Below are 13245 nucleotides of genomic sequence, written 5' to 3'. Positions count from 1 at the left end.
TGCTGACAGAGTCGTACTACAAGAAAAAGCGACGACGGGAAGCCGAAGTGGCTTCCCGTCAGCTCAGACTGATCTAATGGAGGACGTCAAGAACATTATTCCGGACAGCAGTGGGCGAAGGCCGGGACCCAAGTTAACAACCACAGTATTAGCTTACGCCGACGTCTTCTCGTCCCGCAGTTCACGCCGCAAAATCTTGCCCACATTCGTCTTCGGCAGCGTCTCGCGGAACTCGACATACTTCGGCCGCTTGTAGCCGGTGAACTGCTCCTTGCAGTAAGCGATGACGTCTTCGCTGCTGAGCGAAGCATCCTTCTTCACGATGTACAGCTTCACCGCCTCGCCCGAATTCTTGTCCGGCACGCCGACACAGGCCACTTCCAGCACGCCCGGCATCGCCGCCACCACGCCTTCGATCTCGTTCGGGTAGACGTTGAAGCCCGACACCAGGATCATGTCCTTCTTGCGGTCGACGATGCGGGTATAGCCCTTGTCGTCCATGATGCCGATGTCGCCGGTCTTGAAGAAGCCGTCGGCCGTCATGACCTTGGCGGTTTCGTCGTCGCGCTGCCAGTAGCCGGCCATCACCTGCGGGCCGCGCACGCCGATCTCGCCGGCGGTGCCGAACGGGACTTCCTGGCCCGCTTCGTCCAGGATGCGGATCTCGGTGGACGGCAGCGGTAGGCCGATGGTGCCGGTGAAGTCGGTGATGTCGCAGCGGTTGGCCGTGACCACCGGCGAAGTCTCGGACAGCCCGTAGCCTTCGACGATCGGGATGCCGGTCAGCGCCAGCCATTTGTCGGCCACGGCTTTTTGCACCGCCATGCCGCCACCCGGGCACACCAGCAGGCCCGAGAAATCGAGCTTGGCGAATTCGGGGTTGTTCACCAGGCCGTTGTACAGCGTGTTCACGGCCGGGAAGATGTTGATGCGGTAGTTGCCGAGTTCCTTGATGAAGCCCGGGATGTCGCGCGGGTTCGGGATGAGCAGGTTCATGCCGCCCACGCGCAGGCCCAGCAGCGCGCACACGGTCAGCGCATAGATGTGGTACAGCGGCAGCGCGCACACGAACTGCGCCTGCTCGCCCGGCTTGATCTTGCTCAGGGTCGGGGCGAACCAGGCTTCGTTTTGCAGCACGTTGGCGATCACGTGCTTGTGCAGCAGCACGGCGCCTTTCGAGACGCCCGTGGTGCCGCCGGTGTACTGCAGGAAGGCGATGTCGTCATGGCCGATGGCGACCGGCTTCATGGTGAGACCGTTGCTGTCCGCCAGCATGCGCTTGAAGCCGACCGCGCCCGGCAGCGAGAAGGCCGGCACCATCTTCTTGACCTTGCGGACCACCAGGTTGACCAGCGTGCCCTTCAGGCCGCCCAGCAGGTCGCCCATGGTGGCGACCACGACGTGCTTGACCTGGGTGTTGGCGATCACCTGCTCGAGCGTGTGCGCGAAGTTCTCGAGCACGACGATGGCTTCGGCGCCGGAATCCTTCAGCTGGTGCTGCAGTTCGCGCGGCGTATAGAGCGGGTTGACGTTGACGATGACGTAGCCGGCGCGCAGCACGGCGGCCATCGCGACCGGATACTGCAGCACGTTCGGCATCATGATGGCCACGCGCGCGCCCGGCTGCATGCCGCGGCTTTGCAGCCAGGCGGCCATGCGGCTCGATAAGCGGTCGAGTTCGGCGAAGGTGAGGGACTTGCCCATGCACGCGTAAGCCTTGCGGTCGGCGTACTTGCGGAACGCCTCCTCGAGCAGGTGCGTCAGGGAGCGGTACTGCGTCGGGTCGATCTCCGCAGGTACGCCTTCCTCATACGACTTGAGCCAAAACTTGTCCATCCGTGCCTCACCTTCCATGTAGTCGCTTGTAACCAAGCCATTAAAACGCGAAGCCGCCCGGGATACGGGCGGCTTCTGCCAACCGGCTTCCGTGCGAGCTTACGCCGTCTGGGCGGGCTGCTTCTCGTCGCGCAGCGCGCGCCGCAGGATCTTGCCGACGTTGGTCTTCGGCAGCTCGTCGCGGAACTCGATGTATTTCGGTTTCTTGTAGCCCGTGAACTGCTGCTTGCAGTAGTCCATCAGCTGCTCGGCGGTCAGGTTCGGGTCTTTCTTCACCACGAATACCTTGACCGCCTCGCCGGAATGCTCGTCCGGCACGCCGATCACGGCGCATTCCAGCACGCCCGGATGGCCGGCGATCACGCCTTCCAGTTCGTTCGGGTAGACGTTGAAGCCCGAGACCAGGATCATGTCCTTCTTGCGGTCGACGATCTTCACGTAGCCCTGCTCGTCCATGATGCCGACGTCGCCCGACTTGAAGAAGCCGTCCGGCGTCATGACCTTGGCCGTTTCGTCCGGGCGGTTCCAGTAGCCGGCCATCACCTGCGGGCCGCGGATGGCGATCTCGCCGATCTGGCCGATGGCCATCGGCTTGCCTTCGTCGTCCAGGATGGCGATGTCGGTGGACGGCACCGGCAGGCCGATCGTGCCGGTGAATTCCTTGACGTCGGCGCGGTTGCAGGTGGCCACCGGCGAGGTCTCCGACAGGCCGTAGCCTTCGATGATGCTGGTGCCGGTGATCTGCTTCCACTTGTCGTTGACGGCCTTCTGCACCGCCATGCCGCCGCCGTTGCAGATCTTCAGGCCCGAGAAGTCGAGGCCGGCGAAGTCAGGGTGGTTGACCAGCGCGTTGTACAGCGTGTTCACCGCCGGCAGCATGTTGATCTTGTACTTGCCGAGCTCCTTGATGAAGCCCGGGATGTCGCGCGGGTTCACGATCAGGACGTTCAGCGAGCCGGTGCGCATGCCCCACATCGCGCAGGCCGTCAGCGCGAAGATGTGGTACAGCGGCAGCGCGCACACGATCACGGTCTGCTCGCCATTGCCCACGTCGCCCATCGCCGGCTTGGCCCAGGCCTCGGTCTGGAGCACGTTGGCGATCACGTTGCGGTGCGTGAGCGCGGCGCCTTTCGACACGCCCGTGGTGCCGCCGGTGTACTGCAGGAAGGCGACGTCGGAAGCCTTCGGCGCGGCCGGCGAGAACGGCATCTTCGCGCCCTGCGACAGCGCATCCTTGAAGCGCACCATGTTCGGCAGCGAGAACTCGGGCACCATCTTCTTGACGTTGCGGACCACGAAGTTGACCAGCATGCCCTTGGCGCCACCCAGCATCTCGCCCATGCTCGCCACCACCACGTGGCGCAGCGGGGTCTTGCTCATCACCTGCTGCACGGTGTGCGCGAAGTTCTCGAGCACGATGATCGCTTCGCTGCCCGAGTCGGTGATCTGGTGCTCGAGCTCGCGCGGCGTGTAGAGCGGGTTCACGTTCACCACGGTGTAGCCGGCGCGCAGCACGGCCGCGATCGCGATCGGGTACTGCAGCACGTTCGGCATCATGATGGCCACGCGCGCTCCGGGCTGCATGCCGCGGCTTTGCAGCCAGGCGGCCAGCTTCTTCGAGTAGGCATCCAGTTCGCCGTAAGTCAGGAACTTGTCCATGCAAACGTAGGCATTGCGGTCGGCATACTTGCTGAACGATTCGTCCAGCATGTGCACCAGCGACTGGTACTGGTCCGGATTGATCTCAGCAGGTACGTTCGGGGGGTACGACTTCAGCCACATTTTGTCCATCGGATGCCTCTGTCTCGAAATAGTTATCGTTATGGTCCGAGCGGCCGCGGCGCGCAGCAGGAGTCTTGATGTCCCTTGCCTGCGCGCGCGCGAAGCTTGCGCCTTTGCTATCGCCTGATGGTGATGCTATCGGGCAGCGTGCGTGCGCGCAAGCTCTTTTACGGCTTTTGGAACGCGTCCTCTATCTTCCCGCCCCCCATGCTGCGCTGCACGACCAGCGGGCTGGTGGCCGCCGGCGCCGCCAGGCTCTTGAGCACGCGGTGGCGATCGGCTTTGTCGAGCTTGGCGATCTGGTTGACCGACTTGTAGAAGGCCGGCCAGGAGCGCTCCTTGCGCAGCAGCGCGCGGAAGGCGGGCACGAAGTCGTTGTAGGTGGCGATCGAGGCCAGGTGGGCGTTCGACAGCGGCTCGGCGAAGAAGCGGTCGTAGCCGGCATAGCCGCCCCAGTTCGCCTTGAGGACCTGGTAATCGTCCTTCAGCGCCACGAACAATCTCCCCTTGGAGACGCGCTTCTCATCCTTGCTCATCTTGCTGGCATAGGTCTTTTCCAGCTCGCCGCGGTAGCGCACCAGCAGCGCCATGAAATCCTTCTTGCGCAGCGTGTAGCGCTCGAAGGCCTCGGTCATCATCGGGTTGCCGAAGCGCTCCAGCCAGCCTTCGACGCCGGCCGCTTCCACCGCGCTGGCGAAGGATTCGTTGAACTTCGAATCGCCCTGCACGTACACCACCTGGTGCGCCAGTTCGTGGAAGATCAGGCGCGCCAGCTCGGCGTCCGGGTAGTTGATGAAGGTCGAGATCAAGGGGTCGCTGAACCAGCCCAGCGTGGAGTAGGCGCTGACGCCGCCCACTTCCACGTCGTTGCCCTGGGCGCGCAGCTCCTTGGCATAGGCCTGCGCATCCTGCTTGCTGTAGTAACCGCGGTAGTTCACGCAGCCGGCCACCGGGAAGCACCACTGCATGGGCTTGAGCGACAGTTCGGGCGTGGCGACCACGTTCCACAGCACGTAGGGGCGTTCGAGCTTGGTGAAGTTGGTGTAGCTGCCGTTGTCGGGCAGTTTCAGTTCCTGGATGGCGAAGCGGCGGATCTGGCGCGCCGTCTCGAGCCGGTGGCGCAGCGGTGTCGCGGTGCGTGGATCGGCCAGCCAGTCGTCGATCGGACGGGAATCCGCCAGAAGTTCGAGCTGGCCTTGTGCGGCCTGGGAGTAGTAGTTGAGGGATGAGCAGCTTGACAACATCAGGGCCGCAGCTGCGGCCCCCATGAATGGCCGGAAGGCCTGGGAAAATCTAGAGGTTTTCATCTCGCGTCGGGGGTGAGGCTTGTTCAACCTGCACCAGGGTGTCGTAGAAGGTGGGCGCCCTGCCCATGTCGGTCAAGCGCTGGCTGGTCACTTCGTTGGCGTTCTTGCCGTCGCTGGCGAGTTTCTTCCACCAGACCGACAAGCCCACCACCAGCCCTTCGCGCGCCTTGTCGGTGACGCGTGCACGGGCAACGAATGAGCCGCGGTCGTTGAAGATACGCGCCATCTCGCCGTGAGCGATGCCGCGGCGGGCCGCATCGTTCGGGTGGATGTCGAGGTGCGGCTCGCCCTCGGTTGCGCGCAAACTCTGCACGTTCACAAACGTCGAGTTCAGGAAGTTGCGGGCCGGAGGCGAGATCATCGCCAGCGGGTACTTCCGTGCCAGCTCCGGGTTGGAGGCGGCAGATTCATATGGGGGGATATAGGCCGGGAGCGGATCGAGCCCGTCGCGTTCCATGCTGGCTGAGTAAAACTCGCACTTGCCCGAGGGGGTGGGGAAGCCGCCTTCGGCAAACGGCGCGTCCGGCATGTTGAGCTTCTGCCAGCCCTTTTTCTTCAGCGACTCCCAATCGAAGTGGATCGCGCGCTCGTGCTTCTTGTCGAAGGCCTGCGCGGCCAGCTGGTCGTCGGTCTCGGAAAAGCAGGGGTCATCGAAACCCATGCGCGCGGCCAGCAGGCGGAAGAATTCGGTATTCGGTTTGGCTTCGCCGCTAGGGGCGATGGCGGCGTTATTCGCCATCATGTACAGGTGGCCGTAGGCCAGGTGCGCGTCGACGTGCTCGAGCTGCGTGGTGGCCGGCAGCAGGATGTCGGCGTAATCGGCGCTGTCGGTGCGGAAGTGCTCGAGCACGACGGTGAACAGGTCTTCGCGCTCGAAGCCCTTCTGGACTTTGGCTGAATCGGGCGCGATCGCCAGCGGGTTGGCGTTGTAGACGATGACGGCGTCGATCTTCGGGCCGAATTCGGGCGACGCTTCTTTCAGCAAATCGTCGCCGATGGTGGTCATGTTGATGGTGCGCGGGGCGCGGCCACCCAGCAGGTCGGGGCGCTGCAGCGCCGCGCGATCGGTGGGGAAGGAGCCCGAGGTCGAGAGCTGCACGCCGCCGGCCTTGTGGCGCCAGGCGCCCACCAGGGCCGGCAGGCAGGCGATGTTGCGCACCGCCATGCCGCCGCCGCGCACGCGCTGCAGGCCGTAGTTCATGCGGATCGCCGCGCCCTCGCCGCTCCTGGCAACCTGGCCGTACAGGCGCGCCAGTTCCACCACTTCGCCGGCCGTGATGCCGCAGGTTTCCGCGGTGCGCTGCGGCGTCCATTCCAGGGCGCGCGCTTTCAATTCCTCATAGCCGAGCGTGTAGCTGGCGATGTAGTCGTGGTCGACCAGGTCTTCCTGGATCAGCACGTGCATCATGCCCAGCGCCAGCGCGGCGTCCGTGCCCGGCAGCAGGGCAATGTGCTGGTGGCATTTCTCGGCCGTGAGCGAGCGGTAGGGATCGATGGCGATGAGCGTCGCGCCTCGGCGCTTGGCTTCCTGCACGCGCATCCAGAGGTGCAGGTTCGAGGCGATCGGATTGCCGCCCCAGATCAGGATCAGCTTCGCGTCCTGGAACTGTTCGATGTCGGTGCCGATCGAGCCACCGATGGTGTACTTGTAACCGGTCGCACCGGCTGTGGCGCAGATGGTACGGTCCAGCAGCGACGCCCCGAGTTTGTTGAAGAACCGCAAAGACATGGAATCGCCCTGGACGAGTCCCATGGTGCCTGCATAGCTGTACGGGAGAATTGCTTCAGGATCGCGCGCGGCGATTGCGCCAAGGCGCGTGGCGATCTCATCTATGGCCTCGTTCCAGGTAATGCGTTCGAACTTGCCCTCGCCCTTGCGGCCGACGCGGCGCATCGGGTACAGCACGCGGTCCGGGTGATAGGTGCGCTCCACATAGCGCGCGACCTTGGTGCACAGCACGCCCGCAGTCGTCGGATGCTCCGGATCGCCCTTCACTTCAATCGCCACGCCCTTGTCGACGGTGACGAGGATCGCACAGGTATCGGGGCAATCGTGGGGGCAGGCAGCGCGGACTTGGGTGACGGACATGGACGGGAAAATGCTTCGTGAAACCAATACTTTATCCGATTCCCGGCCTCCCCGTACCCCCTCTTTCAAGCACTGTTTGAGGCAGGCTACAATAGTTCAAAGTGTGCAATGTCAGCGTGACAAAAAACGGAGAGTCAGATGAAGCTCATGGAACCTATCCTCGCTTTTCAAACGGAGTTGCAGGAGATCCGGCGCGACCTGCATGCGCATCCGGAGCTCTGTTACGAAGAACAACGCACTGCCGACGTGGTGGCGGCGCGCCTGACCGAATGGGGCATCCCGATCGTGCGCGGGCTGGGCGTGACCGGTGTCGTCGGCATCATCCAGCACGGTGCATCAAAGCGTGCGATCGGCCTGCGCGCCGACATGGACGCACTGCCGATGCAGGAGACGAACGCCTTCGCGCACGCATCAACCCATGCGGGCAAGATGCACGCCTGCGGCCATGATGGCCACACCGCCATGCTGCTCGGCGCCGCCCATCACCTGGCGCAGCACCGCAACTTCGACGGCACCGTCTACCTGATCTTCCAGCCCGCCGAAGAAGGCGGCGGCGGCGCGCGCCGCATGATGGAGGATGGCCTGTTCGAACAGTTCCCGATGGAGGCGGTGTACGGCATGCATAACTGGCCGGGCATCCCGGAGGGGAATTTCGGCGTGGTGGCCGGGCCGATGATGGCCTCCAGTAACGAGTTCCGCGTGACCGTGCGCGGCAAGGGCTGCCACGCGGCGCAGCCGCACCGCGGCATCGATCCGGTGATGGTGGCGGTGCAGATCGCCCAGACCTGGCAAACCATCGTCTCGCGCGAAAAGAATCCACTGGAATCGGCGGTGCTGTCGATCACGCAAATCCACGCAGGCAGCGCCACCAATGTGATTCCCGACGAAGCCGAGCTGGTCGGCACCGTGCGCACCTTCTCGACCGGCGTGCTCGACCTGATCCAGCGCCGCATGGAAGAGATGGCCTCGGGTGTGGCGGCGGCGTTCAATGCCTCGGTCGATTTCACCTTCAAGCGCAATTACCCGCCGCTCATCAACCATCCGGAGCAGACGGCGTTTTCGGTGGAGGCGATGCGGGCGGTGGTGGGCGCCGAGCGGGTCGACACGAATGTCGAGCCGACCATGGGGGCGGAAGATTTCGCGTTCATGCTGCAGGAGAAGCCGGGCTGCTATGTGTTCATCGGTAATGGCGAGGGCGCGCACCGCGCGGGTGGGCATGGGCTGGGGCCGTGCCAGCTGCATAACACCAGCTATGACTTCAATGACAACCTGCTGCCGATTGGGGCAAGTTATTGGGTGAAGCTGGTGGAGATGAGTTTGCCGGCGGTGTAAGCGCTCGGCGGTTCAATGGATGGTTTTTCGTAGGGTGGGCGGGTTTCCCGCCCGCGCGTTCAAATCACGGTAATGCTGCCTGCGCGGCTGCGCTTGTGTTGGTTGAACGCGCGGGCGGCGAAGCCGCCCACCCTACGGGAGCTCGTCTGCTCCGTCACCGGCAGCGTCGCCTTCGCAAAGGTCCGGTTCCATGCGCGCACACTAAAGCCTGACTGCGAACCCGCCTGCGCGAGCCGGCTTGCCATCGGCCTTCCCATCAGCCCGATGCCGAGGAAGGCGATGGTCGTCATCAGAACAGGCCGAGGAATTTCTTGACGGTGTTCTTGCGACCCGGGACCACCAGGTCGGTCACACCCTTCTCGTTGAAGGCGTCGAGCAGTTCCGGGAAGCCCTTGCGCTTGACGAGGTTCAGCTCGGCTTCATACAGCGGCACGACGCAATGGAAATAGATGTCCTTGCCATCCTGCGTCAGCGAGGCAAACGCTTCCGGCGCCGAGGCCGGCGGCAGCAGGATCGCGCCGGTGAACTCGACGCCCTTGGCGTACGGCTTGGCCGGGCTGCCGTTGGGCACCGTGTGGCCGAGGCCGAGCCAGGTGGCGTGCTGGTGGGGATAGTGGGCCAGGTGGCGCAGCAGGGCGACCGGCCAGTACCAGCGCTCGTCCTGCACCGATTGCGCATCGAGCTTCCAGTCCGCCGGCAAGGCCATCATCAGCTCGGCGTAGGGCGGCGCGCCTTCCGGCGCCGTCATCGCGCGGCTGCTCATGCCCGAGGTCACCAGCCGCAGGAAAGGCGTCCGGGCATTGGCCGGCACCACGTGGATATCGACCTGGACCGGGTCGGCCACGGTGTCGTGGAAGACGGTGTCGATCCGGCCGAGGTGTTGGGCAATGTGGTCCGCGACCGGGTCGTGCGGCAGCGTGGCGGGGGCAGCCTGCTGCTGGGTCGGGTGGGCGAGCGGGTAGAGCGGCGTGGAGATCGGTTCAGTCATGCGGAATCGGTAAATGAGGCGCGTTTTGCGGAGCGTCTATCATACCCGCGCCACGGCACGGGTGGCGGACAGCGCCGGATTGTTCACGCTAGTACAATAGCGCATTGCACAATTTCTACCCAGTTAAGAAGGCGTATTATGCTCATTTTGAAGAAATTGGCCGCTGTTGCCATCAGCTTGGCCGCCGTAGTCTTCGCCCCGGCCGGCCATGCCGCCGACGGCCTGGTCGATTCCGCGTCGGTCGAGGTCGGCACTAACCCGCAGCAGCGCATGCTGCGCGTCGCCGTGCAGAAGGAATGGCAGCAGCGCTGGTTCGCAGGCAGCGGCCGCCACCTGTCGGGTTATTGGGAGGCCGATCTCGCCCTGTGGCGCCTGAATGCCTATGCCAACGAAGCCGGCCGCGACAAGAATCTCGCCGTCGTCGGCTTCACGCCGGTGCTGCGCTACCAGAACGACAGCAAGCTGGGCCTGTATGGCGAAGCGGGCGTCGGCGTCAGCCTGTTCTCCAGCCTGTACAAGAACCGCGACAAGGAATTGTCCACCGCCTTCCAGTTCGCCGACCACGTGGGCGTGGGCTATACCACCGCCAAATGGGACTTCGGCCTGAGGCTCCAGCACTACTCGAACGCCAGCATCAAGCGCCCGAACGGCGGCGCGAACTGGGTGATCGCCAAGGCCGCCTACCGCTTCTGACATGGCGGCAGCCGAGCGTGGCCCGGCTGCGATTTATGTAAGAATCGGGCCAGGAGGGCCGTCCGGCCTGCAAGCAACACGAGGCCCGATTGACCGACCCCAGCACGATCAAACGCTACTTGCCATGGCTGGTGGCGACTGCCCTGTTCATGGAGCAGCTCGACGCCACCATCGTCAATACCGCCATCCCCAGCATCGCGGCCAGCCTGCAGGTCACTCCCCTCAGCCTGAAGTCGGTGGTCACCAGCTACATCCTCGGCCTGGCCGTCGGTATCCCGCTCAGCGGCTGGATGGCCGACCGCTTCGGCACCCGCCGCGTCTTCTTCACCGCCATTACCATTTTCACGATTGCCTCGGTGCTGTGCGGGCTGGCGCCGACTGCTTCCATGATGACGGCCGCGCGCCTGCTGCAGGGACTGGGCGGGGCGATGATGATGCCGGTCGGGCGCCTCGCCATCGTGCGCACCTTTCCCAAGAACGAGCTGCTGGGCGCGATGAATTTCGTGATCATCCCGGCGCTGATCGGTCCGCTGCTGGGGCCGACCGTCGGCGGGCTGATCGTGCACTGGACCTCGTGGCGCGTGATCTTCTTCGTCAACGTCCCGGTCGGGCTGGTGGCGCTCTACCTGGTCTGGAAGCACATGCCGGACTACCAGGGCCACGAAAAGCGCCCGCTCGACCTGATCGGCCTGCTCCTGTTCAGCAGCGGCACGGCAATCCTGTCCTGGCTGCTGGAAGTCTTCGGGGAGCACACGCTCGATGCCGTGACGGGCGGGCTCATGCTGACCCTGTCGGTGGCGCTGCTGGCGAGCTATGCCTGGCATGCCCTTCGCATCAAGCACCCGCTGCTGCGCCTGACCCTGTTCAAGGTGCGCACCTTCCGCATCTCGGTGGCGGGCGGGTTCTTCACGCGGCTCGGCGTCGGCGGCATGCCCTTCCTGCTGCCGCTGCTCTACCAGCTGGGGCTGGGGCTGCCGGCCTGGCAGTCGGGCCTGTTGATGATGCCGGCGGCGGCCGCCGCGATGGGGATGAAGATGTTCGCGCCCAGGCTGCTGGCGCGCTTCGGCTACCGCCAGGTCTTGATGGTCAATACCGTCCTCATCGGCCTGACGATCGCCATGTTCACCCTGGTGGGCCCGAGCACGCCCTTCTACGTCATCGTCGCCATCAGCCTGGCCCAGGGCTTCTTCAATTCGCTGCAGTTCTCCAGCATGAACACGCTGGCCTATGCCGACATCGAGCCGAAAGACTCGAGCATGGCCAGTACCATGTCCAGCTCCTTCCAGCAGCTGTCGATGAGCTTCGGCCTGGCGACTGGATCGATCGTGACGGCCTGGTTCCTGGGGCCGGTGGCGCAGGACAACCGCGTGCTGGTGTCGCAGGCGCTGCACCATGGCTTCGGCACGCTGGCCGTCATGACGCTGGTATCGTCCCTGATCTTCTGGCGCCTGCGCCGCAACGACGGCGACAGCATCAGCCGTGGCCAGGTCAAGGCGAAGGAAGCCGAGCCGGTGGCCCAGCCGCTCGGCAGCTAGCCCGCCGGCCCGCCGCCCGGTCAATGCCGGCCGCGATGGCCGCCGCGATGATGCCCCCAGCCTCCGCGATGGTGTCCCCAGCCGCCATGCCCACGCCAGCCGTGGCCGTGGTGGCGGTAATGCCCATGGCGAGGGCCATCATGGAAAGCGAATCCCAGGTCCAGCGAGACCGGCGGCCCGACATAGGTCGGGTAGCCATAAGCCGGATAGGGGCTGTCGTAGGCATATGGAGGGCCATAGACGGCGCAGCCTCCCAGCCCGCTGGCCAGCAGCAGCGCGGCGGCGACGCGCCGCAGCGACGAGTGGATGTGGATAGTCATGTCGGCCCCCGGAAAAGGCGAAGCTAGTTCAGTGTAGTCCGGGTAGGCGTATATGCAATGTCAGGGCCTCAAGCTTGCACGACCCAGCGACCGGGCGCGGCCGTAGTTCAGTTGAGTATGTGCGGGATCACCTTCACCTCGCCGCGCTTCACCGCCCGCGGCGTGGTGATCGGCGAGAAATAGATCTGCTTCTGGCTCGTGGCGATATAGATGCGGTGCCGGTGCAGGAAATCCGCGCCCAGTACCAGGATCTCGCCGGAATGGGGCAGATCCATCAGGCGCAGGTCCATGTCCTTGACTTCGAGGGTGTTGATCGCCATCGATGGAAGCGACACTTTCCACACCGGCTTGTCGGGAGCGTGGCCGGGCAAGGGGTCTTCGCGCACGGCGCCGGGCGAATTCGGCGTCAGGCCCAGCCGTTCGGCCGTGGACTTGGGCAGGTAGGAATACGGCGTAGCGGTCGACAGCAAGGCGCGCAGGTCGGTGCCGCCGATACGGACGTTGAATATCAGGCGCGGCTCGCGCTTCCATGGATCGTGCCAGGCCGGGACCGGGACCGCCTGCGGGTCCCAATAGGCCAGGTGGGCGCGAATGCAGCCGCTCGGCTTGAAAGGCTTGATATAGCCGGCGTCCAGGGCGATTTCGAGATCCGTTTGCAGCAGGGTACCGGCGCCCATCCTTACCCCGAAACTGTCGTCCATGAAATCCTCGACCATATAGGTATTGTCTTTGGCGCTGGCCACGCCAAAAGAAAACTCCTTGATCAAGGCATGCGATATATCGCGCACCAGATCCACGCCTTTTGGATTGCGGTCATCTTCTGCAGACATCTTGCTCGTCGAACTGCGCACTGCGATGCCGAGGCGATCCAGCGTCTTCTTGTTGAACACCACCGATTCTGCCGCGCCGGTACTGAGCATGACGGGAACGGCATTGCCGTTGATGCTGGCCTTTCCGACCGGACGCATGTCCTCGGTGATCGTGATCGGCAAGCTCGGTTGCTCGTTCATCTCGCAGCCTGCGGGCAGCGAATGGGCGAAGGCCGCCTGGGAAAACACGAAGCTGGAGCCAAGGGCATAGCGTAACAAGGAAGACAAGGGAACGCGGCGAGCAAGGGTCATGGGATCGACGAGGTGGTTGCGTGAAGATCCAGTATAGAGACCGGGATGGACCCTGGAGCAAGGCCGCGCAAATTACCCTGCTGCCATAACGCAAAAAACCCCACCGGATCACCGGTGGGGTTTTGCTTATAACTAGCCTGACGATAACCTACTTTCACACTGGTTGCAGCACTATCATCGGCGCAAAGTCGTTTCACGGTCCTGTTCGGGATGGGAAGGGGTGGGACCGACTTGCTATGGTC

At 64.2% G+C, this 13245-nt stretch carries 11 protein-coding genes and 1 rRNA gene; 3 read left to right on the top strand and 9 right to left on the bottom strand.

The window, feature by feature from the left end; all coding sequences use genetic code 11:
• Positions 1 to 153: 153 nt before the first annotated feature.
• From AC56LR_RS21205 to AC56LR_RS21190, 4 genes are all read right to left on the bottom strand, one after another.
• Complete coding sequence (locus tag AC56LR_RS21205) at positions 154 to 1836, bottom strand: long-chain-fatty-acid--CoA ligase (RefSeq protein ID WP_497133405.1); 1683 nt, start codon at positions 1834 to 1836, stop codon at positions 154 to 156.
• Between the two features lie 99 nt (positions 1837 to 1935).
• Positions 1936 to 3627, bottom strand: a complete 1692-nt coding sequence (locus tag AC56LR_RS21200) for a long-chain-fatty-acid--CoA ligase (RefSeq protein WP_497133403.1) — start codon at positions 3625 to 3627, stop codon at positions 1936 to 1938.
• Between the two features lie 158 nt (positions 3628 to 3785).
• The gene (locus AC56LR_RS21195; protein WP_497133407.1) at positions 3786 to 4886 is read right to left on the bottom strand and encodes an aminopeptidase; all 1101 of its coding nucleotides are present in this window, start codon (positions 4884 to 4886) and stop codon (positions 3786 to 3788) included.
• Positions 4887 to 4911: 25 nt separating this feature from the next.
• On the bottom strand, positions 4912 to 7014 hold the full coding sequence (locus AC56LR_RS21190) for a molybdopterin-containing oxidoreductase family protein (protein WP_497133401.1): 2103 nt from the start codon (positions 7012 to 7014) through the stop codon (positions 4912 to 4914).
• 138 nt (positions 7015 to 7152) lie between these two features.
• Here AC56LR_RS21190 and AC56LR_RS21185 point away from each other — a divergent pair, with 138 nt between their 5' ends.
• Positions 7153 to 8346, top strand: coding sequence for a M20 aminoacylase family protein (locus tag AC56LR_RS21185; RefSeq protein WP_497133399.1), 1194 nt, complete (start codon positions 7153 to 7155; stop codon positions 8344 to 8346).
• Positions 8347 to 8405: 59 nt separating this feature from the next.
• Here AC56LR_RS21185 and AC56LR_RS21180 read toward each other — a convergent pair whose 3' ends face one another.
• Together AC56LR_RS21180 and AC56LR_RS21175 are read right to left on the bottom strand one after the other, a co-directional pair.
• Complete coding sequence (locus tag AC56LR_RS21180) at positions 8406 to 8636, bottom strand: NAD(P)-binding domain-containing protein (RefSeq protein ID WP_497133397.1); 231 nt, start codon at positions 8634 to 8636, stop codon at positions 8406 to 8408.
• Positions 8636 to 9334 (bottom strand): suppressor of fused domain protein, encoded by a 699-nt coding sequence (locus AC56LR_RS21175; protein ID WP_497133395.1) that lies wholly within the window; start codon positions 9332 to 9334, stop codon positions 8636 to 8638. The genes AC56LR_RS21180 and AC56LR_RS21175 overlap by 1 nt, the downstream gene beginning before the upstream one ends.
• Positions 9335 to 9511: 177 nt before the next feature.
• Between AC56LR_RS21175 and AC56LR_RS21170 the strand changes: the two genes are divergently transcribed.
• Together AC56LR_RS21170 and AC56LR_RS21165 are read left to right on the top strand one after the other, a co-directional pair.
• On the top strand, positions 9512 to 10027 hold the full coding sequence (locus tag AC56LR_RS21170; protein ID WP_497133393.1) for an acyloxyacyl hydrolase: 516 nt from the start codon (positions 9512 to 9514) through the stop codon (positions 10025 to 10027).
• A gap of 89 nt (positions 10028 to 10116) precedes the next feature.
• On the top strand, positions 10117 to 11562 hold the full coding sequence (locus tag AC56LR_RS21165) for a DHA2 family efflux MFS transporter permease subunit (protein WP_497133391.1): 1446 nt from the start codon (positions 10117 to 10119) through the stop codon (positions 11560 to 11562).
• 20 nt (positions 11563 to 11582) lie between these two features.
• On the opposite strand, the gene AC56LR_RS21160 is transcribed toward AC56LR_RS21165, so the two are convergent.
• The 3 genes from AC56LR_RS21160 to rrf form a co-directional block, all read right to left on the bottom strand.
• Positions 11583 to 11882, bottom strand: coding sequence for a hypothetical protein (locus AC56LR_RS21160; RefSeq protein WP_497133389.1), 300 nt, complete (start codon positions 11880 to 11882; stop codon positions 11583 to 11585).
• Between the two features lie 107 nt (positions 11883 to 11989).
• Complete coding sequence (locus AC56LR_RS21155) at positions 11990 to 13003, bottom strand: aspartyl protease family protein (RefSeq protein WP_497133387.1); 1014 nt, start codon at positions 13001 to 13003, stop codon at positions 11990 to 11992.
• Positions 13004 to 13138: 135 nt separating this feature from the next.
• Positions 13139 to 13245: ribosomal RNA gene (rrf, locus tag AC56LR_RS21150) — 5S ribosomal RNA — on the bottom strand; the annotation flags it as partial.

This window comes from Telluria sp. ZT3P39, assembly GCF_059685935.1.
Note: the sequence above shows the minus strand (reverse complement) of the source record. Positions and strands in the feature narration are given on the sequence as shown.